Below are 20,542 nucleotides of genomic sequence, written 5' to 3'. Positions count from 1 at the left end.
CCTTTTGCATTCTTGGCGCTTATTTGGACACGGTGTCGAGCACCATGATGATGAACAGCAGCGTAAGATAATTAATCGAGAAAATAAACACTTTCTTCGCCCACTGGTCTTCGTCCTTCGCGTTAAAGCCCTTCACCACAAGATACGTCCAGTAAAGGCCCATCGCGATCGCCGACGCCAGGTAGATATAGCCCGTGTAGCCGTAGAAGAACAGCAGCATCGATACCGGCACAAGCAGCACCACATAGCGGACCATCGAAATCTTGGTGACATAAGTGCCTTTCACTACCGGCAGCAGCGGGAATCCGGCGTTTCTGTACTCTTCCATTCTGCGGATGCCGAGAGCCCAAAAGTGAGGCGGCTGCCACAGGAACAGGATGCCGAACAGGATCCAGGCTCCCGCGTCGAGGTTCGGATGTACTGCCGCATACCCGATCATAGGAGGAACAGCACCCGAGAAGCTTCCCGCCACGGTGCTCCACACCGAAGTGCGCTTAAACCAGGCGGTATAAATCCATACGTACAGGAACAATCCGATCAACCCAAGCAGGGAAGCCATTGGACTGGCTCCGAAAAAGAGCACCATCAGTCCGATAACCCCAAGCGTAATTCCGTAGACGAGCACAACCTCCGGTTGGACGCCGCCTCTGACGAGGATCCGGCCCTGTTTGCTGTCCATTTTGGCGTCCATTTCCCTGTCCAAATAGTTGTTCAGCACGCAGCCCGAAGCCATAACGAGCGCCGTGCCGATCATCATGAACAGCAGCGTCCACCAATGGATGTCCCACTTCGAAGCGACCCAGAATCCGCCGAAAGCGGTGATGGAGTTAGAGAAAATGATCCCGGGCTTGGTTAGTATAATAAAATCCTTTAAAGTCGCCGGCTGGGCCTGGGCCCGAGACGATTCCTCCGCAGGAAGCGAATTTGGCAGTATCTCTCCTGTTAAAATTTTATCCAATTCTTGACCTCCTCAAAATCTTCCTAAAACAAACGACTTATTTCATAAAAGTAATCATATCAATCCCGCCGTGGTTTGACAACAGACTGCAAATAGAGTTCATACATTGTTCGAATTACATTCACAGGATGTTTGCATTCTCCCTATCGCTTTGATACGGTAAAATTAGGATGCCCTTTTCGAGGGAATATTCTTCATTAATATGGTAATTTTGTGGATTGCCGCAATAAATTGCCGAAGGGGGAAGTGAGGATCCGTGTTCAGCAAATTGCCGCGTGAAAAAAAAGAACGGATGATGGAGTCCGTCCAGCAGTATTTTATACAGGAACGTTCGGAGGAGATCGGAAGCATTGCAGCGGAGGCGCTTTTGGACCATATGATCAAAGTGATCGGGCCGTATATATACAACCAGGCGGTGCAGGATGCGCGAAAACTGCTGCACGAGCGGATGCTTTCTATAGAAGATGAGTTGTACTCGCTGGAACGGCCGGAGACCGAAGTCCGGAGATAGACCTATGATCAACATTCGACGGAATCGCAATAGTGGATCTTGGAGCGCCACCATACATTGAGCGAAAGTTATTTTCTAACCGCGAGGGGCGGGAGCCCGAACAGTATTTGCCTGACGGACGCCCATGCCGCGGAGAGAAAGCTTTGCAATTCCCACACCCGGCCTCCGAGCACATTGAGGGCCAACCCGTATTTATAGGTCAGGCTAACCCCGAAGCGCAGATGTGCCCAGTCATTGAGAGCATCCCGCAGCTGCCCTGCGTGACAAGGTTCGATTTTATCCGAAAAAACAAAGAACGAACCGTAATGCGTATGCTCTGCAAACAAACCGGGAGACTGTAAACAATGCTCACCGGGTTCCATCCTCTGCCGGTTATAATAGATCATTTCATCCTCATAAAACACGGTCAGCCGGTTATCGTACAGCCGGTATTGGAACAGCTCGCCCCGCAGCGATCTGCCGGGGCAAACGATCTCCGCCATCGCCAGGGAGGCGCCGGCCCCCATCCGTACCTCCGTCGAGCCCACATAGTGTGCGGCCTTATACAGCGTAATTGGCTCCGGAAAGTATTCAAGCGACGCTTTTTCTTCTATTATAATTGTCTGCTGCAGGACACTCGGCGACGTATGGCTGGGATGGACTTTGGTAAACGATTGGTTGGTCAGGTACACACTGGAGTCCGGCTTCAGGTTCCAGTTCATGCGGTAATGGTCGCTGTCCATCATCCCCGGCGAGACATCCATCATATACACCCCAAGCTGGCCGTGGTCAAAAGGGAACGCTTTGGCGATTTTGAGCGGCGCAGTGTGATATCTTTCACTCAGCCGGGTTCCGCCGCCAGCGGGCCGGTCGAAGGAAGCGGCTAATGTCGCTTCACGCATGTCTCAATTCATGTTCAAGCCAGTGATCGATCTCATCCAGCCCTTGACCGCTGAACAGATTGGTGAACACGAACGGCCGATCGCCTCTCATCCGCTTCGTGTCGTTCTCCATCACTTGAAGACTGGCGCCCACATGCGGGGCCAGGTCGATTTTGTTAATAATCAGCATGTCCGAACGCATAATGCCGGGACCGCCTTTGCGCGGAATTTTCTCGCCCTGGGCGACATCGATAATATAAATAAAACGATCGACCAGCTCCGGGGAGAACGCGGCCGCCAGATTGTCTCCTCCACTCTCGATAAAAATCAGCTGGAGGTCTTCGAACCTCTCCTCAAGCTCTTCCACCGCCTCGAAATTCATTGAAGCGTCCTCGCGGATCGCGGTGTGCGGGCAGCCGCCGGTCTCGACCCCGATGATTCTTTCCGCAGGCAGCGCCTCGGACCGGATCAGGATCTCCGCGTCTTCCTTCGTATAAATATCGTTTGTTATAACCGCAACGCTGTAGCGGTCCTTCATTCTTTTGGCCAGTCGCTCCACCAGCGCTGTCTTTCCGGAACCTACCGGTCCTCCGATGCCGATGCGTATGGGCCTGTTTTTTCCCAATATGGGTGTCTGCCACTCTTGATGGTGATGATTTTGTCCCTGGCACATAAAAATTCCTCCTTTAAGATGGCTATCAAACGCTAGCATAAGAGAAAAAGAGTCAAGACATGAAAAGCCGGGAATACAGCGATGCATGCTTCATCATATCGATCTCGGCCCCCACCGAGTTGGAGTAGGCCTCCAGCGGCGATTGCCCTTCAACCTGCTTGCACGCCTCAATCGTATAAGGGAGCACGTCGGCGAGCACCTTTTGCCCCTCGGTCTGCCCCATCGACATCAATCTGAGCGCGCTGTTCACGCAGGCTGCCGCACAGCAGTACAAGTATCCTTCGGCCGCCATGTAGAGCGGTACTCCCAATTGATAGGAGATCCAGCCGTGCACCAACGGATGGGTTCCGAAGCAGCGCTGTTCGCTGATCGCCGTCTCCAGTGGCGCAATATCCATGTCAGGGTACAGGGAACGGGCCAACCTGTGAAGCCTTTTGCCCATTTTGTGGAGGCCCTCCCTGGTTTCCAGCGCGTTCCTCTGGATGTGGAGCATCCGGTCGACAAGCCAAATGGCTTCGTAATCTCGGTCAGGCGCGTAAACATAGACCGCCTTGACGGCCATGGTGTCCCCGGGTGCCCAGCTGTGGAAAAGCATCGCCCGAATGTATTCTTTGAGCTGCGTCGTATCGGACAGCCTGCCCTCCTGTACCATCGACTCCAGGCCGAAGGAATGGGAGAAGCCCCCGACGGGCAGGGCGGTATCGAGAAGCTGCATATAGGATAGCCAATGAAACTGCTCCGGTCGGTTCAGCGTTAGTTCACCTCCTTACGGCATGCGGCGGGAAGAACGACACCAAAGGCGTCCCGTGAAAATTTCCACCCCATACCCTGTTTCTCTTTTGGATGTAGGCCGAGATGTCTTGCGTTTCCCGGATATTTCCGGGAATTAACGGAATGTGCTTCCGTTATTTATGGCCAAGACGCTGACATTGATGGGTAAAAACCCTGTTTTCCCAAAATAGAGGAATTGCGTTCCGTTAATGTCAGGCGGGGAGCTGGAAATCTGTGAATTACGGAAAAAATGACCGGTTAAAAAAGAAAGTACCGCTGTGCCATCGGAAGCACCTCCGCAGGTTCGCAGGTTGCAAGTTCCCCGTCCACTTTTACCTCATAAGTCTCAGGATTGACTTCTATTTGCGGCGTCGAATCGTTATGGATCATATCTTTCTTCGTCAAGCTCCGGCAGTTCTTCACCGGTTCCACCCGCTTGCGCAGCCCCAGCTTCTCGTGGACGCCCGCATCGTAAGCCGCCTGGGAAACGAAGGTGATCGAAGAGCTGTGCAGAGCTCCGCCGAACGCTCCGAACATCGGCCGGCCGTATACCGGCTGCGGCGTCGGAATCGACGCGTTGGGATCGCCCATCTGGGCGTAGGCGATGACGCCGCCTTTGAGCACCAGCTCCGGCTTCACGCCGAAGAACATCGGATGCCACAACACGAGGTCGGCGAATTTGCCTTCCTCGACGGAGCCGACCAAATGCGATACGCCGTGAGTAATGGCGGGATTGATCGTATATTTGGCAATGTACCGTTTGACGCGGAAATTGTCCTTGTATTCGGAATCCGCGGACAGCGGACCGCGCTGTTTTTTCATTTTATCCGCCGTTTGCCATGTGCGGATAATGACCTCCCCGACCCGGCCCATGGCCTGGGAGTCGGAAGATATCATGCTGAACGCGCCGAGGTCGTGCAGGATATCCTCCGCCGCAATCGTCTCGGGACGGATGCGGGAATCCGCAAAAGCGACATCCTCCGGTATGGAGCTGTCCAGGTGGTGGCACACCATCAGCATGTCGAGATGCTCCTCGATGGTGTTGACCGTGTACGGCCTCGTCGGGTTGGTGGACGAGGGAAGCACGTTCAGCTCGGCGGCGGCCCGGATAATATCCGGGGCATGCCCGCCGCCCGCTCCCTCCGTATGATACGTATGGATCGTACGGCCGCCGATCGCGGCGAGGGTGTCCTCGAGGAAGCCGGACTCGTTCAAGGTGTCCGTATGGATGGCCACCTGCACGTCGTACCTGTCGGCCACGCCTAGACAGGTGTCGATCGCTGCCGGCGTCGTTCCCCAGTCCTCGTGCAGCTTGAGGCCGATCGCTCCGGCCTCGATCTGCTCGATCAGCGGCTCGGGGAACGACGCGTTCCCTTTCCCGGTGAACCCGAGGTTCATCGGGAACGCCTCCGCCGCCTCGAGCATCCGGCGCATATGCCATGCGCCGGGCGTGCACGTGGTGGCGTTCGTGCCTGCGGCGGGGCCGGTGCCGCCGCCGATCATGGTGGTCACGCCGGAGGCGAGCGCCGTTTCAATCTGTTGCGGGCAGATGAAATGGATGTGCGAGTCGACGCCTCCGGCGGTGACGATCCGGCCTTCGCCGGCGATCACTTCGGTGCCGGCGCCTGCAATCATGTTCGGGTCCACCCCGTCCATGATGTCCGGGTTGCCCCCTTTGCCGATGCCGACGATCTTCCCGTCGCGGAGCCCTATATCGGCTTTTATGATCCCCCAATGGTCAATAATGACGGCACCCGTGATCAACGTATCCAGCACTCCGTCGGCCCGGACAGCCCGGCTCGATTGGCCCATCCCGTCCCGGATGACCTTTCCCCCGCCGAACTTGCACTCATCTCCATAGACGGTGTAATCCTTCTCTATCTCCACCCACAGTTCGGTGTCGGCCAGCCGGACGGCATCGCCCGTGGTCGGCCCGAACATCTGGGCATAAGACTTGCGATCCATCACATTCATCTGCCTCCGTCGCCTCCAGCTTCCCAGTTCTTCCACGCGTCGCGCGTTTCCTTGCTCATCTGCCCTTTCAAGGCCTCGCCCCGGCTTAATCCGTTCAGTCCGAAGGACATCTTGCCGCCCCCAAGCTCCACAAGCTGCACCGGCTTCTCTTCCCCCGGTTCGAAACGGACGGCTGTACCCGCCGGAATATCGAGCCTCATTCCAAAGGCCAGCTCCCTTGCGAATTTCAAACCCCGGTTGACTTCAAAAAAATGAAAATGCGAGCCGACCTGCACCGGCCTGTCGCCCATATTGACCACAAGGATCGTCTCCGTTTTTCTTCCCGCATTCAACTCGACGGTTCCTTGCACCGTTCTGTACTCTCCAGGAATCATTGCCGCCGCCTCCTCTCTAAGCTGTAATGGGATGATGGACAGTCACCAGCTTAGTTCCGTCGGGGAACGTCGCTTCGACCTGGACCTCATGGATCATATGAGGAATTCCGTCCATAACCTGGTCTGCGGTCAACACTTTAGTCCCAAGCTCCATCAATTGCGCAACAGTCAATCCGTCCCGAGCTCCTTCCAGGATTTCCGAAGTGATCAATGCCACGCTCTCCGGATAATTCAGCTTCACGCCTCTGGCCTTTCTTCTGCGCGCCAGATCGGCCGCGATCGTCAGGAGCAGTTTCTCCTTCTCTCTTTCCGTAAGCTGCACATCGACCATCTCCTCACTTTTTAAATGAAATTGCGGCACATTTCCCGAATAATGGGAGTTTTTTACACCATTATATTCGGATTTGTTTAACTTGTAAATGAATTTATGTAAGTTTTTATTACATTAAATCAAGAATATATTCGATTTTCAAGCTTAAATTCATGAAAAGTGACTAATTTCATATAAATTTAACATAAATTAATAAAAATACTTAACATGAAAAAATTTGTGTTAAATATATTGACATAAAAATCACACTGCCTTTATGATTTCTCGTGTAAACCAAAATTTGCTAAAGGGAGTGGGACGTAATGAGACACACCAGAAAAAGCTTCGCAACCGCATTAGCGCTGACGATGACGTTCGCGTCCGTACTTGCGGGCTGCGCCAAACCGGCCGACTCCAAACCGGCAGCGGCAGCCGCCGATTCCAAGCCTGCAGCGACGGCAGCCGGTGAGGATACCATTCCGGTCGGAATTCTGCACTCCTTGACCGGCACGATGTCGATCAGCGAGGTGTCCGTGAAAGACGCCGAATTGATGGCAATCGAAGAGATCAACGCTAAGGGCGGCGTGCTCGGCAAGAAGCTGAAGCCGGTCATCGAAGACGGGGCGTCGGATTGGCCGACGTTTGCGGAGAAAGCGAAGAAGCTGCTGCAAAAAGACAAGGCCGCCGCCATCTTCGGAGGCTGGACCTCCGCCAGCCGGAAAGCGATGCTTCCCGTGGTCGAACAGAACAAAGGTCTGCTTTGGTATCCCGTTCAATACGAAGGCCTGGAAACGTCGCCTAACATTTTCTACACAGGGGCGACAACCAACCAGCAGATCGTGCCCGCCGTCACCTGGCTGCTTCAGAATAAGGGCAAAAAGTTCTATCTGCTCGGCTCCGACTACGTTTTTCCCAGAACTGCCAACAAGATTATCAAGGAACAGCTGAAAGCCGAAGGCGGCAGCTTGGTTGACGAAGAATATACACCGCTCGGACATACCGATTACAACACCATCATCAGCAAAATTAAAAAAGAAAAGCCCGACGTCATCTTCAACACCTTGAACGGAGACAGCAACGTAGCTTTCTTCAAGCAGCTGAAGGATGCGGGCATTACCTCCAAAGACATCACAACGATGTCCGTTTCAATCGCAGAAGAAGAAATCCGGGGCATCGGCGCACCGATTCTGGAAGGCCATTATGCGGTATGGAATTACTTCCAAACCACAGATACGCCGGAGAACAAAAAATTTGTTGAAGCCTACAAGGCCAAATTCGGCAAAGACCGGGTAACCGACGACCCGATTGAAGCGGGGTATTTTGGAGTCTATCTGTGGGCGGAGGCGGTCAAGAAGGCGGGCTCTACGGATGTGGAAAAAGTAAAAGCCGCAGCCAAAGGAATCGAGTATAACGCGCCGGGAGGCAAACTTCAGATCGACGGCGACACCCAGCATGTATACAAAACCGTGCGCATCGGTGAAGTGCAGAAAGACGGCCAATTCAAAGAAATATGGAACTCCGGCAAGCCGGTAAAACCGGATCCGTGGCTGAAAACGTACACTTGGGGAGCTGCAGTCGCCCCTTCCAAATAACCGAACCTTGGACTGCTCCGGCAGTCCTTTTTCTCCAGAGGGCAGGCAAAGCGCTGTCCCGGTAACTTTTTCACAGGGCAATATCTTAAAAGGAGGCGTCATGATGAATCTGCTGCTGCTCCAACTGTTTAACGGCATCTCCCTCAGCTCGGTCCTTTTGCTCATCGCTCTGGGCCTTGCGGTCACCTTCGGACTCATGAATGTCATCAATATGGCCCATGGAGAATTTATTATGATCGGGGCTTACATGGCGTACTTGATCCAGAGTTATTTCCAAAAGTTTCTCCCGGCTTCCGCGTTTGGATGGTATTTCGTTCTGTCGCTAGGCGCCTCTTTCCTTGTTGCGTTTGCGGTGGGATGGCTCTTGGAAACAGTTTTGATCCGTTTTCTGTACGGAAGGCCGCTGGACAGCCTGCTTGCCACATGGGGCGTGAGCCTTGTCCTGCAGCAGCTTGCCCGTCAAATCTTCGGAGCTCCGAATGTCGCGGTCAAATCCCCAGCCTGGCTCGAAGGGGCGCTAACCATTAACGCGGATTTGATGCTTCCTTACAAAAGGCTGTTCATCATCGCCCTGGCTGCCGTCTGCATGCTGGTCATCTACTTCTATCTTTACCGCACAGCCGGCGGCCGCAGATTGCGGGCCGTGATGCAGAATCGGCCGATGGGTTCCTGCCTCGGCATTTCCACCCGGCGTATCGACGCCCAATCGTTCGCATTCGGCTCCGGTATCGCCGGTGTTGCCGGCTGCGCCCTCACCCTGCTCGGACCCATTGGCCCGACGATCGGCACGTATTACATCGTGGATGCGTTTATGGTCGTCGTGCTGGGCGGAATCGGCAAGCTGGCCGGGACTGTCGCCGGCGCCCTCGGTATCGGTGTCTTGGGCACCGCCCTGGAGTACGGCACCAGCGCCACTTTGGGTAAAGTGCTTGTGTTCACGCTGATGATCGCTTTCCTGCAGTGGAAGCCTGCCGGATTGTTTACCGTAAGATCAAGGCAGTTAGACTAACGTAAGGATGTGATCGCATGATTCTTAACCTCAAGACTACCCGTTTGAAAATCGTATTGGGCGGCGTCCTCGTTGCACTGATGCTGCTTGCTCCCCTGCTGCTGTCCGACTTCCGCCTTTCTCTGCTGGGCAAATTTCTGGCTTATGCGATTCTGGCTGTGGGACTGGACCTGATCTGGGGCTTCACCGGCATCCTGAGCCTGGGCCATGGCGTATATTTCGGGCTCGGAGCTTACTGTATCGCAATGCATCTGAAGCTCGAGGCTTCCCATGGGCAGCTGCCCGATTTCATGGCATGGAGCGGAGTGGATCGACTTCCGTGGTTTTGGGCGCCCTTTCACTCCGTCATCGCCTCCATCCTGCTCGGCGTGGCCGTTCCCGCTTTGCTCGCGATGGCGCTGGGTTATTTCACTTTTTGCAGCCGGATCAAAGGCACTTTTTTCTCGATCCTGTCCCAAGCGCTCGTTATCATTATGGTTACATTGTTCATCGGACAGCAGGGCTACACCGGAGGAACGAACGGGCTGACGAATTTTGAAACGTTTCTTGGGATGGATTTCAATTCCGCGCAAACGAAGCTGTCAATGTATTATTTGACTGTCGTCGTATTGGCCGCGGTTGTCGCTTTGGCCATATGGCTCACAGGCAGCCGTTTAGGCAAAATCCTCGTGGCGATCCGCGACGGAGAGAACCGCGTGCGTTTCCTCGGGTACAATCCTGTCACCTTCAAAATGTTCGTCTACAGCCTCTCGGCCGCTCTGGCGGGACTTGCGGGTATGCTGTTCGTCCTGCAGGAGGGAATCGTTTCACCCGCACAGATGGGTATCGTCCCTTCGATCGAAATGGTGCTTTGGGTGGCCATCGGAGGGCGTGCTACGATAGTCGGCGGTTTGGTCGGGGCCGTGCTGACGAATTCCGCCAAAACTGTATTCAGCGAAATGTTTCCCGACGGCTGGCCGATTATTTTGGGCGGGATGTTTATCGTTGTCGTTCTGTTCCTTCCAAGAGGGATTGTAGGAACCTTGCGCGACGCAGTGGAAAAACGGGTGGGACTTGAACCATCCCCCTCCATGGAAAAAAGAGCCGTTCCTGAGTTAAAAGAGGGGCTTTCCCCGCAGCCGAAGCAAACTTTTGTGGATTGACGCTGCCACAGTAGACGTAAACCAAACGATTGCTGTTAAATTTTTTATCAGGAGGCGAGAAACATGATCGAAACAACTCCCCGCAAAATGAGCCGGAGTCAGCCCATTCTTAGGACCGCGCAGCTGGAAGTGGAATTTAACGGCTTTAAAGCGCTGCGGGGTGTGGAGTTTGAACTCGATTCGGGCGAGCTCCGCTTTCTTATCGGACCGAACGGGGCCGGCAAGACCACGCTGCTTGATGTGATTTGCGGCAAAATCAAGCCGAGCAGAGGCAGGATCCTGTTCAAAGAAAATTTGGATCTGTCAAAGTTTCAAGAGCATCAGATCGCAGGGCTTGGGGTAGGCCGCAAATTTCAAGCCCCTTCGATCTTCGCAGCCCTGACCGTTATGGAAAATCTCGCGTTATCCATGAAGCAGAAGCGCGGCCTCCTGAGCTCCCTGGTCGCCACGACGACGAAAGAACAGAAAGACCGCACCCTTGCCAACACCCAGATGATCGGCCTGTCCGGAAAAGCCAGGGAAAAAGCAGGCTCTCTGTCGCACGGTGAAAAGCAATGGCTCGAGATCGGCATGCTGCTGATGCAGGAGCCGGAACTGCTGCTGCTCGATGAGCCCGCGGCCGGAATGACGGACAAGGAAACCGAAAAAACCGGGGAGTTGCTTCATAAAATCAGCGAAAACCAGACGGTCATCGTCGTCGAGCATGACATGGAGTTTGTCCGGCAGTTTGCGAGAACCGTCACTGTTATGCACGAGGGAACCATTTTGAAGGAAGGGACGATGGAAGAAGTGCAGCAGGACGACCGGGTTACGGAGGTTTATCTGGGAAGGCGGGGTGAGCGGCATGCTTAAGCTCAGCGGAATTGAAGCCGGGTACGGAGAGAGCATGATCCTCCGCGGTCTGGACCTGGCCGTCCCTGCCGGCCAGGTCGTATGCTTGATGGGGCGCAACGGCGTCGGCAAAACTACCCTGATGCGCTGCATCATGGGCCTCCTGCGCCCCCGCAAGGGCACGGTCGCGTTCCACGACCGCGACCTCACCGCCGCCCTGCCGGAGCAGCGCGCCAGGGCGGGCATCGGCTGCGTGCCGCAGGGCCGGGAGATTTTCCCCCAACTCACGGTGGGGGAAAATCTCCTGCTTGGCCTGGAGGCACGCAGCGATGGCAGCCGCGAGCTGCCCGAGGCGGCGCTCGCCCTGTTCCCGGCGCTGCGCGGGATGCTGCACCGCAAGGGCGGCGACCTGAGCGGCGGGCAGCAGCAGCAGCTGGCGATTGCTCGGGCGCTGGTTTCCGAGCCGAAGCTGCTGCTGCTCGATGAGCCGATGGAAGGCATCCAGCCTTCCATCGTGATGGAGATCGAGTCGGTCATCGAGTCGATCAAGCAAAGCAAAGAGATGGGCGTCCTGCTCGTCGAGCAGAGCCTCACTTTCGCCACCGCGGTCGCGGATTACTATTACGTGCTTGACAAGGGCACGATCGTCGACGAAGGCACCGCGGCCGAGCTGGACGAGGAGAAGGTGCGGAGGCATTTGGTGGTGTGATCACGCAATTTATTCCAGAACAGACCCTGATTCCTCAATTCAAGGTCTGTTCCGTTTTACCGCACCTGCTGCTCCATCGCCGGCTCGGCCTTCGTCACCATTCTCGCCTTCTTCCAATTGCCGAAAAAATAGTACAGCACGTTCAGCACCGCGGCCACAGTAAAGCCGATGGGAAAGCTCCACCAGATTGCGCTGAAGCCAAAGGCATGGCTCAAAAAAAAGGCCAGCGGCACCCGGAAGAACAGCAGCGCGATGAAAGTGACGACAAGCGGAACTACAACCGACCCGGACGACCGCACCACACCCGCCACAACATTAAAAATGCCGAAAATAATAAAGGACCATAGCGTAATATTATTGATCTCAATTCCCACATCAATCGCCTTTCCCCCGGCAGGAAGGAACAGCGCCAGCGCCTGGCGGTTCAGCAGATGGACAAGCACCACGAGAAAGCCGGTGAGCAGCACGTTGAAACCTACTCCAATCCAGGTGATCCGGGACACACGGTCCCATTTTTCGGCCCCTATATTTTGCGCCGCCATCGACGTGACAGCCCCTCCTATCGCCATCGCAGGCATTTGGATGTAGCTTGAAATCTGGCTCGCCACCCCAAAAGCGGCCGCCGCTTCGGAGCCATATGAATTGACCAGCTGAAACAAAAACAGATTGCTCAGGGAGACGACCACCATATTCAGGCCCATTGGAACCCCTTTGCGTATGGTGGTGCCGATGATACCCCAGTCCAGATGCAGCAGGGGGATATCCTCCCGGGTAATGCGCAGAAAATATTTCTTCCGGTACAAAAACAGAATGAGCAGCACAAAACTGACAAACTGGGCAATCAAGGTAGCCACCGCCGAACCGGAAATCCCCATCTTCGGGAACGGGCCGATGCCCACGATAAGCAGCGGGTTCAACGCCACATCCAGCACCGCCGACAAAAGCAGGAAGTAAAACGGAGTCTTCGCATCGCCCGAGCCGCGGAGCACCGCCATAATCAGGTTAAAACCGAAGATGAACGGAACTCCCGCAAACATGATCCGGGTGTACAAAACCGCCATTTCCTTTGTGTCGGCAGGTGTGTTCATCAAATCGAGGATCGTCGAAGAAAAAATCAGGCCGATGCCCCCAACTATAATGGAGAGGATAAGAAAAAACACCGAGCTCGTCCCGACCACTTTCTTGGCTTCGTGAATCTTTTTCGCTCCCAGATTTTGCCCGATCAGAATAACCGAAGCCATAGCGATCCCGAAGATCGCGCTGATGAGGAAGAACATAATTACGTTGGCGTTGGAGGTAGCGGCGAGAGCCTGTTCCCCGAGAAACTTCCCGACCCAGACGGAATTGATGGAACCGTTCAACGACTGCAGTACATTCCCCAACAAAATTGGCAGGGAAAACATGAAAAGCGTTTTGGCTATCGGTCCTTCGATTAAGGATGGCCGTGCTTTGGTATTGGTTGCGAGCGAATTCATGACAGTCCACCTCCATTGACTTCTTCCCACTCTATGCCTTGCACTTTGGGTTTGCACCTATGGTTTGCACTTCTGACTTGTACTTTATATGTACAAACTGCGGCTTACAATCCTGTTGGCTTGCAATCTATGGCTTAAAAGTAATGGCGAGTTCAATAATTTCCGAACGGCTGCCGATGCGGATCGGCGGCCCCCACGTACCGTACCCCGACGATACGACTGCGTGGAGCTGCCCTTTGCGCAGATAGCCCCAGTCCAGCTCGAACAGCCTGCGTGTAATCCAATGATTTGGCGCCATCTGCCCTCTGTGGGTATGCCCCGAAAGCATCACATCGACGCCGGCGGACTGCGCTTTGTCCAGTTCATAAGGCTGATGATCCATCAGGATGAGCGGCAGCGAACGATCAAGCCCCTCGAGCAGACTTTGCAGGTCTTCCCGTTTGCCTTTTCCAAAGCGCTGGACCGCCCTGTCCTTTCTTCCAACCAGATAAAAGCTGTCATGAATTTTCACCGAACGGTCCAGCAGCACTACGACCCCGATCGCTTTCATCTGCTTCACAAACTCTTCGATGTGCCCCCCGATGTACTCATGGTTTCCGAGCACCGCGTAGGTTCCAAACCGTGAATGCAGATGCTTCATCACCTGAGCCATCTTCTTCCGGATAAAAGGCTCAATATCGTCATCAATAATATCGCCTGGCAGCAGAATAATGTCTGGCGTTAGCCCGTTGATCCGCTCGACCAGCAGCTTCAGATGTTTGTTTCCCACAATGGTCCCGAGATGAATATCGGACGCAACCGCCACCCGCAGCCCCTTTAAAGGACCGGCGGCTTTGGCCACAGTCAGCTCATACCTCCGCACAATCGGGTTCCAGGCGTTCCACGAACCGAAAGCAAACACAACCAGCAGAATCAGCAGGCATGCCAGGCCGAGCATGGGTATGTAAAAATCTTTGCTCACGCCGCACAGCTCCAGCACCAACCCGCAAATATCGGCAACAGGCAGGAGAAGGATCGAATACAGCATAACAGCCATCCAGTAGGAGCCTGTCACCTTCATAAAGCCGGACATCGATCCGGGGAGAAACCGCGACCCCACTCTGGCGAGAATATACGAAAACGCTGCCAACCAGAAAAGAGCCCAGTACCAAGTCTTGTGTGATACATGAAAAATATAGCCGAGCAGCAGCGCTCCATGCCATCCGATGTAGTAATTTATACCCGCATAGACAAGAAAAGCCGCAGCGATGCCCGCAATCAGTCGAAACCTCAAGATGAACACTCCTTATAAGAATACAGTCTCTACCATTAGTATCATATCTGCGCAGAAAAAGACAGCCTTATCCAAGCTGCCATCTCCCTTAAGAGAATTTACGTGAAACGGGGCTTTTCACGCTTCCTGCCACAGACGGAACTTCGGCCCTTCGTTTCGGCTGCACCGCTGCCTACATTGCCGGCTACCCGACCGTTCCAGCCACCCGACTGCCAGGGCCGCTTCGCCCTTCACTCGCAGCGCCGCTCTCGGTTTCCCTGGCCTCCTGCGCTGCCTCCGCCTTGTGTCCCCGTTGAAGCTGGTACATTTGGAAATATCGGCCCTGAAGCCTCATCAATTCCTCATGGTTGCCGCGCTCCACGATCTCGCCCCGGTGCAGCACGAGAATTTGATCCGCACTGCGGATCGTGGAAAGCCTGTGCGCGATAATAAAAGTCGTGCGCCCCTGCTTCAGGACATCCAGCGCTTTCTGGATGACCGCTTCGGTCTCCGTATCGATGCTGGCTGTCGCTTCGTCCAGGATAAGAATTGCGGGGTCAAAAGCCAAAGCCCGCGCGAATGATATCAGCTGCCTCTGTCCGGCGGACAAGGTGCTTCCTTTTTCCAGCACCGGTTCGTCCACGCCGCCGGGCAACCCGGCAATCAGCGGCCCCGCTCCCACGTCCTCGAGTGCCCGCTCTACCCGCTCCCTGCTAATCGCAGGATCGTCCAGCGAAACATTGCTCGCCACGGTCCCGGTGAACAGGAAAGGATCCTGCAGGACGATGCCCATATGCTGGCGCAGCCCTTGCTTCGGCCACTCGCGGATGTCGGTGCCGTCGATGCGGATCGACCCCTGCTGAGGGTCGTAGAACCGGAACAGCAGGTTCATGATCGAGCTTTTGCCCGAACCCGTATGTCCGACCAGCGCCACCGTTTCGCCCGGATTTGCTTTAAAGGAGATGTTCTTCAGCACCTTCTCCTTTTCCCTGTAAGCGAAGGACACAGCATCAAATTCGACGCGGCCTTTATACCTCGGAATCCTTTCCTCCGACACGTCGAGCCCCGGCTCATCCATCAGCTCGAACACCCTTCCGGCCGACACGAGAGACTGCTCCAGGTTCGCCAGCTGATTGACGATACCGACCACAGGATTGAACAGCCGGTTCAAATAGTCGATAAAAGCGTACAGCACTCCAAGCGATATCACCGTGGTCCCCGTCAATGAAGCTCCGCCGAAATACCAGATCAGGGCGATAAAAGTCAGATTTTTCAGCACACCGACCAGGTTATGGCCTGTCAATGAGTTAAGATTCAGCATTTTATTCTGGTAAGTGTAATATTCTTCGTTCAACTGCTCGAACTCGCGCGTGGTCTCCTTCTGCCTGCGGAACGCGCGGATAATCGGCATCCCCTGTATGGACTCGTTGATCAACCCGTTGATGTCGCTGTTGCGGGCCCGCAGCACAATATTATACTGGGTGGCAAATTTCCGGTAGACCACGACCCACAAGGCAAGAGCCGGCACAATCAGCGAACAGAGCAGCGCCATCCGGACATCGAGCAGAAACAAAGCGCCAAGAATCCCAAGAATATACACCATACCCGTGAAAAAATTGGACAGCACGCTGACGAACAAATCTTTGACCGCTTCCGTATCGTTCGTCACCCGGGAGACGACTTTTCCCGCCGGCAGATTGTCAAAGTATGAGATCGGCAGCCGCTGGATCTGCTTGTAGACGTCATATCTCAGCTTGCGGATGACCCGGTTTGCCGAGGTCTGGAACAAATACCGCTGGCCGTAATGAAAAAGGGAAGAAACTCCGATAAGTCCCATATAAATGCCGGCCAGCTTGTAAAGCCACGGCAGCTCCGGCTTGTAAAAGGCGAACAGTTCTCCGGCGCTCAGCTTCCTCGCTTCATAAGTTTCCGACCTGTCTTTATTTGAAATCGTCAGCTTGCCGTTTTTCCAGTCGCGTTTGCCGTCGAAAGCGAGTGCTCCGTCCACAAATACAAACTGCCGCCCGACCTGCAGCACCCGGACCTCCTTCCCTTTGGCTTCGCCCGGCTGGAAGCGGTCCTCTCTTTTGTACCCCTGGCCGTTATAGCTTACGCTGGCCGCGTCCGGCGCCGCTGCATACCAAGGCTTTTCTATGCCGACTATGTTTACATCAATCATTTGTTTGGCGATAAAAGGTCCCGCGAGCTCCGCGCCTATAGAAACGCAAAGCATCAGAAAAGCCAACACGAACGCTCTTTTAAACATCCAACCATAATGAAACAGCCTTTTGCCTATACCCACAATTTCACTTCCTTTCGGACTTTTATCCTAAATTGGCCTCCGCCTGCTGCCTCACGAACTGCTCCTTGTACCAACCGCCGAGCTCCATTAGCTCTTCATGCGTTCCACGTTCGGCGACAGCTCCGTCCTCCATCACCAGAATAAGGTCCGCGTGCTGCACGGCAGACAGGCGGTGCGTTGCGATGATCGTCGTTTTTCCCTGCCGCTCCCGGCGGATGCTGTCGACGATTCTTGTCTCCGTTCGGGCATCGACCGCCGACATGGCGTCGTCCAGAATGAGGATTTCCGGCTGGGAAATCAAGGCTCTGGACAGCGACACCCGCTGCTTCTGGCCTCCGGAAAGGGCGACCCCTTTCTCGCCGACCAGCGTATCCAGCCCTTCGGACAGCGTGCCGATATCCTGATTGAAAGCCGCCCATTCCATCGCCTGCCAGATGTCGTCCTCCGTGCCGTCCTGTTTGCCGAACAGAATATTTTCCCGGACGGTCTTCGAGAACAGGATCTGCTCCTGCGGCACATAACCGATCCAGCCGTACAGCTGCTCCATAGGCAGCCGGTCTATCGGAATCCCGGAAAGGGTCAGCTCCCCCTCTCCTTTCGGATATTCCCTCAGCAGCTGCTTGATCAAGGTCGACTTGCCGCTTCCCGTCCGGCCGACGATGCCGAGTGTGGATCCGCGCGGCAGCCGGAACGAGACGCCCCTCAGATTCTCCGTAGTGGAAGACGGATAACGAAAGCCCACCTCACGGAACTCAATCCGGCCCGGCTGCTCCGCTTCTTCGGGCTCTTCGTGCTCCCTCACATCGGCTTTATAGGCAAGCGTCTCGTTTACCCTGTCGAGAGAAGCGTCTCCCCGCGTCATGATGTTAATCAGCTCGCCCATGGCAAACATCGGCCAAATCAGCATCCCCAAATACACGTTGAAAGAGACCAGTTCTCCAAGCGTCATATCGTTATGGAATACGAGATAAGCTCCGTATCCCAGGCCCACCATGTAGCTAGCTCCCACAAGCAGCTTGATCGTAGGCTCGAACAAGGCGTCCACCCGGGCGACGGCGGCATTCTTCTCATACACGTCGTCCGTCAGCGCGCCGAATCGTTTTTGGTCCGCCGTTTCCTGCACGTACGCCCGGTTCACCCTTACCCCGGATACCGCCTCCAGCACATGGTCGTTCAAATCTCCAAAGGAGTCCTGAGCCGCGGTGAATCTTTCGTGTATCTTTTTCCCGTAAAATCTGATCGCAAGCGCTATAAACGGCAAGGGCAGCATCGAAGCGAACGTCAGCTTCCAGGAGGTCAGGAACACCATAGTGATAAGGATCGTGCACATAAAGATGCTGGAGTCGACAAGCGTCAGAATGCCGAAGCCCGTCGTTTGGGACACCGCTTTCAAGTCGTTAGTCGCGCGCGCCATCAAGTCCCCCGTGCGGTTGCGTTCGTAGAATGTAGGCGTCATCCGCAGCAGATGCCCCATGAAGCGGGAGCGCAGTATCCTTTCTACGAGGAACGATCCTCCGAACAACCGGTACATCCAGAAATAAGTGATCAGATAGAGCGCGGCAAGCAGCAGTCCGTAGAACAGCAAAGTCCCTCCCAGATCCCACCTCGTGAGCGTGCCCTGCGAAATTTGGTCCACCGCGCGGCCCAGCAGTTTGGGAGGAATCATCTCGAGCATACCCGCCAGGATCAATAAGCCGACCGCCGTAATATAACGGGTGCGGTACATCGAGAAAAACCATTTTAATTTGAAAAGAATGCTGAACACAATCCCCACTTCCTCTCGTTAATGAAAAAAGAGACAGGCCGGCGCGTACCGGAATGCCTCTTCTAATCCCTGGTCTTTAAATGGTGCAAATTCGGTGAAAAAGGGAATGTCATGGAGTAATGACGCTTATGTATAGCGGATATGAGCTGGGCAGAGGCAAACCGATATTCAGTTGTCGGTCACAAACATAGCCGATATGGAAGTGAATCATCGGTATTGCCCTCCTTTTTTTGTAAATTGTGGCGGATACTATGTGATTCTAACATCGAAGGTGAGGCCAGTCAATAAGACAGAACGATTATAATGTTTTTAACCTCTTTGTTTTGGTATCCACAACCGAACAAAGCTGAGAAGAAGCAAAGGTTGTGCCTACTGCAACGACAATACGTCTATACCACTTTGCTTTGTTTTCAAGCATCTTTCTGAATTGATGCCAAGACACTTCACTAATCGCTTTGGCAAGTTTGTGGTTTTTCATCATGTTCTTAACGTGTCAAAAGGCACGTCTTATCCGAATCCGATTCATTTCATTATTAAAATCACGAGTGTTCTCGGCGAAACATAAAGTTGCATGCTTGCTAATACATTAATTAATGGGAAATTTCATATACAATAAGGAGGCTTGTCAATTATGAACGCTCCGAACAAACCCGGTTTTGTTTCGCCCGCTTCCACTAAGCCCAACCCGCCCGGACCGCCAGTCATTTCGCCGGCTGGGGCGAATCCTCCGGCACCGCCGCTCGTTTCGCCGTACGGAGCGAATACGCCGCCGATGGTTTCACCTTTCGGGCCTAATGCTCCTTCTCCGGCCGTGTCGCCTTACGGGCCTAATGCTCCGTCCATGGTCTCGCCGTTCGGGCCCAACGCTCCGTCCATGGTCTCGCCGTTCGGGCCCAACGCTCCGTCCATGGTCTCGCCTTATGGGCCCAACGCTCCGTCCATGGTCTCGCCTTATGGGCCCAACGCTCCGGCTATGGTCTCGCCATTCGGCCCAAACGCTCCAGCTCCGGCCGTGTCGCCTTACGGCCCGAACACTCCGCCCATGGTTTCGCCTTACAGCACACAGCCTAATGCCAAAGCAGCGCCCCTCGGCGGCGGTCTGAACGCCCCTCCAGCGGGAGCGCCACTGCCGGGAGCCGGATTCCCAGGCACAGGTATGCCTGGAGCTGGTATGCCTGGAGCCGGCTTCCCAGGCGCAGGCTTCCCTGGAGCGGGCTATCCCGGAGCCGGTTATCCGAGACTGCCTGCTGGCCCGCATACAGGCGGCATGCCAACTTCCCCCGGCCATCATCCGTCGGCTGGCGCAGCCCCGGGCGCCATACCATTCGAGGAATCCTATATAGAAAACATCCTCCGTTTGAATCGGGGTAAAGTAGCGACGGTCTATATGACATTCGAGAACAACAGCCAATGGAACGCCAAAATTTTCAAAGGCGTAGTAGAGGCCGCCGGGCGCGACCATATTGTCATAAGCGATCCTCACACAGGAATGCGCTATTTGCTGTTGATGGTAAATCTGGATTACATCACGTTCGACCAGGAATTGAAATATGCTTACCCTATGCGGGACTCAAGCAGCGAATAACAATACTTAGCGGTTTTCCTGCCTCTGCGAGGGGCGTTTTTCTTCGGCCGCAGGATGCAGGCTCATATCCTCGAAGGGCTATTCCGGAACCTGGGATAGCCTTGGTTTTTTTCCGGGCTTCGGGCATAGCTTTGCTCTGCTGTCACGAGCCTTCATTTTACTGCTCCAAAATGCCATATGTTCAGCTTGTCCGCGGAAACCCACCGGTGAAGCCGCCCCCAGTCCGGATGTGCGGGATCAAGCCTCATTTTCTTCACCGTCAAATAGTCCACATACTCCAATCCCTCCCATATCTCCATGAACAAGCCGGGCTGATCGGTTCCTTCATACAGCTCTGCCGACCCCTGCAGGGAAAGACTGCTTTTCATCCATGAAACAAATTCCTCGCGGTCTTCTGCAGATATTTTATATTCCAAAAAAACTTTTCCCATAGTGTGGCTCCTTTTATT

The 20,542-nt window shown here is 54.6% G+C and carries 19 protein-coding genes and 1 pseudogene; 7 read left to right on the top strand and 13 right to left on the bottom strand.

The window, feature by feature from the left end; genetic code table 11:
- Positions 1-19: 19 nt before the first annotated feature.
- A complete protein-coding gene (cyoE, locus tag ACZ5N7_RS18905; protein ID WP_464656137.1) occupies positions 20-958 on the bottom strand; it encodes a heme o synthase in 939 nt (312 codons plus the stop codon).
- A gap of 256 nt (positions 959-1,214) precedes the next feature.
- Here cyoE and ACZ5N7_RS18900 point away from each other — a divergent pair, with 256 nt between their 5' ends.
- Positions 1,215-1,469, top strand: a complete 255-nt coding sequence (locus tag ACZ5N7_RS18900; RefSeq protein WP_464656136.1) for a DUF2164 domain-containing protein — start codon at positions 1,215-1,217, stop codon at positions 1,467-1,469.
- Positions 1,470-1,537: 68 nt separating this feature from the next.
- On the opposite strand, the gene ACZ5N7_RS18895 is transcribed toward ACZ5N7_RS18900, so the two are convergent.
- From ACZ5N7_RS18895 to ACZ5N7_RS18870, 6 genes are all read right to left on the bottom strand, one after another.
- Positions 1,538-2,350, bottom strand: coding sequence for an urease accessory protein UreD (locus ACZ5N7_RS18895; RefSeq protein WP_464656135.1), 813 nt, complete (start codon positions 2,348-2,350; stop codon positions 1,538-1,540).
- Positions 2,343-3,002 (bottom strand): urease accessory protein UreG, encoded by a 660-nt coding sequence (gene ureG / locus ACZ5N7_RS18890; protein ID WP_464656134.1) that lies wholly within the window; start codon positions 3,000-3,002, stop codon positions 2,343-2,345. The genes ACZ5N7_RS18895 and ureG overlap by 8 nt, the downstream gene beginning before the upstream one ends.
- 52 nt (positions 3,003-3,054) lie before the next feature.
- Complete coding sequence (locus tag ACZ5N7_RS18885; protein WP_464656133.1) at positions 3,055-3,717, bottom strand: urease accessory protein UreF; 663 nt, start codon at positions 3,715-3,717, stop codon at positions 3,055-3,057.
- A gap of 314 nt (positions 3,718-4,031) precedes the next feature.
- Positions 4,032-5,747 carry an urease subunit alpha gene (ureC, locus tag ACZ5N7_RS18880; RefSeq protein WP_464656132.1) on the bottom strand — a complete coding sequence of 572 codons (1,716 nt, stop codon included), beginning with the start codon at positions 5,745-5,747 and terminating at the stop codon, positions 4,032-4,034.
- On the bottom strand, positions 5,744-6,121 hold the full coding sequence (locus ACZ5N7_RS18875) for an urease subunit beta (RefSeq protein ID WP_464656131.1): 378 nt from the start codon (positions 6,119-6,121) through the stop codon (positions 5,744-5,746). Before ACZ5N7_RS18875 ends, ureC begins: the two co-directional genes overlap by 4 nt.
- 16 nt (positions 6,122-6,137) lie before the next feature.
- On the bottom strand, positions 6,138-6,443 hold the full coding sequence (locus tag ACZ5N7_RS18870) for an urease subunit gamma (RefSeq protein ID WP_464656130.1): 306 nt from the start codon (positions 6,441-6,443) through the stop codon (positions 6,138-6,140).
- 311 nt (positions 6,444-6,754) lie between these two features.
- On the opposite strand from ACZ5N7_RS18870, the gene urtA reads away from it, so the two are divergent.
- From urtA to urtE, 5 genes are all read left to right on the top strand, one after another.
- Positions 6,755-8,023, top strand: coding sequence for an urea ABC transporter substrate-binding protein (gene urtA, locus ACZ5N7_RS18865; protein ID WP_464656129.1), 1,269 nt, complete (start codon positions 6,755-6,757; stop codon positions 8,021-8,023).
- Between the two features lie 103 nt (positions 8,024-8,126).
- Positions 8,127-9,032, top strand: a complete 906-nt coding sequence (urtB, locus tag ACZ5N7_RS18860) for an urea ABC transporter permease subunit UrtB (protein WP_464659357.1) — start codon at positions 8,127-8,129, stop codon at positions 9,030-9,032.
- A 17-nt stretch (positions 9,033-9,049) separates the two neighbouring features.
- A complete protein-coding gene (gene urtC, locus ACZ5N7_RS18855; RefSeq protein ID WP_464656128.1) occupies positions 9,050-10,174 on the top strand; it encodes an urea ABC transporter permease subunit UrtC in 1,125 nt (374 codons plus the stop codon).
- Positions 10,175-10,237: 63 nt separating this feature from the next.
- On the top strand, positions 10,238-11,026 hold the full coding sequence (urtD, locus tag ACZ5N7_RS18850; protein ID WP_464656127.1) for an urea ABC transporter ATP-binding protein UrtD: 789 nt from the start codon (positions 10,238-10,240) through the stop codon (positions 11,024-11,026).
- Positions 11,019-11,714 carry an urea ABC transporter ATP-binding subunit UrtE gene (gene urtE / locus ACZ5N7_RS18845; protein ID WP_464656126.1) on the top strand — a complete coding sequence of 232 codons (696 nt, stop codon included), beginning with the start codon at positions 11,019-11,021 and terminating at the stop codon, positions 11,712-11,714. Before urtD ends, urtE begins: the two co-directional genes overlap by 8 nt.
- A gap of 56 nt (positions 11,715-11,770) precedes the next feature.
- On the opposite strand, the gene ACZ5N7_RS18840 is transcribed toward urtE, so the two are convergent.
- From ACZ5N7_RS18840 to ACZ5N7_RS18820, 5 genes and pseudogenes are all read right to left on the bottom strand, one after another.
- Positions 11,771-13,189 carry an MATE family efflux transporter gene (locus ACZ5N7_RS18840; RefSeq protein WP_464656125.1) on the bottom strand — a complete coding sequence of 473 codons (1,419 nt, stop codon included), beginning with the start codon at positions 13,187-13,189 and terminating at the stop codon, positions 11,771-11,773.
- A gap of 127 nt (positions 13,190-13,316) precedes the next feature.
- Complete coding sequence (locus tag ACZ5N7_RS18835; protein ID WP_464656124.1) at positions 13,317-14,471, bottom strand: metallophosphoesterase; 1,155 nt, start codon at positions 14,469-14,471, stop codon at positions 13,317-13,319.
- Positions 14,472-14,646: 175 nt separating this feature from the next.
- Positions 14,647-16,743: an ABC transporter ATP-binding protein gene (locus tag ACZ5N7_RS18830; protein WP_464656123.1), complete on the bottom strand. Its 2,097-nt coding sequence runs from the start codon at positions 16,741-16,743 to the stop codon at positions 14,647-14,649.
- Between the two features lie 22 nt (positions 16,744-16,765).
- Entirely contained in the window at positions 16,766-18,508 is a 1,743-nt protein-coding gene (locus tag ACZ5N7_RS18825; protein ID WP_464656122.1) for an ABC transporter ATP-binding protein, read from the bottom strand.
- Between the two features lie 302 nt (positions 18,509-18,810).
- A pseudogene (locus ACZ5N7_RS18820) lies at positions 18,811-18,998 on the bottom strand (zinc ribbon domain-containing protein); the annotation flags it as partial.
- Positions 18,999-19,664: 666 nt separating this feature from the next.
- On the opposite strand from ACZ5N7_RS18820, the gene gerQ reads away from it, so the two are divergent.
- On the top strand, positions 19,665-20,093 hold the full coding sequence (gerQ, locus tag ACZ5N7_RS18815; protein WP_464659355.1) for a spore coat protein GerQ: 429 nt from the start codon (positions 19,665-19,667) through the stop codon (positions 20,091-20,093).
- Positions 20,094-20,245: 152 nt separating this feature from the next.
- Here the strand turns inward: gerQ and ACZ5N7_RS18810 are convergent, their stop codons facing one another.
- On the bottom strand, positions 20,246-20,524 hold the full coding sequence (locus ACZ5N7_RS18810; protein WP_464656121.1) for a hypothetical protein: 279 nt from the start codon (positions 20,522-20,524) through the stop codon (positions 20,246-20,248).
- Positions 20,525-20,542 lie beyond the last annotated feature (18 nt).

Source organism: Paenibacillus sp. JCM 18996 (assembly GCF_055392555.1).
This window is presented reverse-complemented; position numbering and strand designations above follow the sequence as displayed.

Bases quoted from the DNA above. Each gene is read 5' to 3' on its own strand.
- ACZ5N7_RS18840 (WP_464656125.1), bottom strand. From the start codon at position 13,189: ATGAATTCGCTCGCAACCAATACCAAAGCACGGCCATCCTTAATCGAA.
- urtD (WP_464656127.1), top strand. From the start codon at position 10,238: ATGATCGAAACAACTCCCCGCAAAATGAGCCGGAGTCAGCCCATTCTT.
- ureC (WP_464656132.1), bottom strand. From the start codon at position 5,747: ATGAATGTGATGGATCGCAAGTCTTATGCCCAGATGTTCGGGCCGACC.
- urtB (WP_464659357.1), top strand. From the start codon at position 8,127: ATGAATCTGCTGCTGCTCCAACTGTTTAACGGCATCTCCCTCAGCTCG.
- urtE (WP_464656126.1), top strand. From the start codon at position 11,019: ATGCTTAAGCTCAGCGGAATTGAAGCCGGGTACGGAGAGAGCATGATC.
- ACZ5N7_RS18885 (WP_464656133.1), bottom strand. From the start codon at position 3,717: ATGCAGCTTCTCGATACCGCCCTGCCCGTCGGGGGCTTCTCCCATTCC.
- urtA (WP_464656129.1), top strand. From the start codon at position 6,755: ATGAGACACACCAGAAAAAGCTTCGCAACCGCATTAGCGCTGACGATG.
- ACZ5N7_RS18810 (WP_464656121.1), bottom strand. From the start codon at position 20,524: ATGGGAAAAGTTTTTTTGGAATATAAAATATCTGCAGAAGACCGCGAG.
- urtC (WP_464656128.1), top strand. From the start codon at position 9,050: ATGATTCTTAACCTCAAGACTACCCGTTTGAAAATCGTATTGGGCGGC.
- ureG (WP_464656134.1), bottom strand. From the start codon at position 3,002: ATGTGCCAGGGACAAAATCATCACCATCAAGAGTGGCAGACACCCATA.
- gerQ (WP_464659355.1), top strand. From the start codon at position 19,665: ATGCCTGGAGCTGGTATGCCTGGAGCCGGCTTCCCAGGCGCAGGCTTC.
- ACZ5N7_RS18895 (WP_464656135.1), bottom strand. From the start codon at position 2,350: ATGCGTGAAGCGACATTAGCCGCTTCCTTCGACCGGCCCGCTGGCGGC.
- ACZ5N7_RS18875 (WP_464656131.1), bottom strand. From the start codon at position 6,121: ATGATTCCTGGAGAGTACAGAACGGTGCAAGGAACCGTCGAGTTGAAT.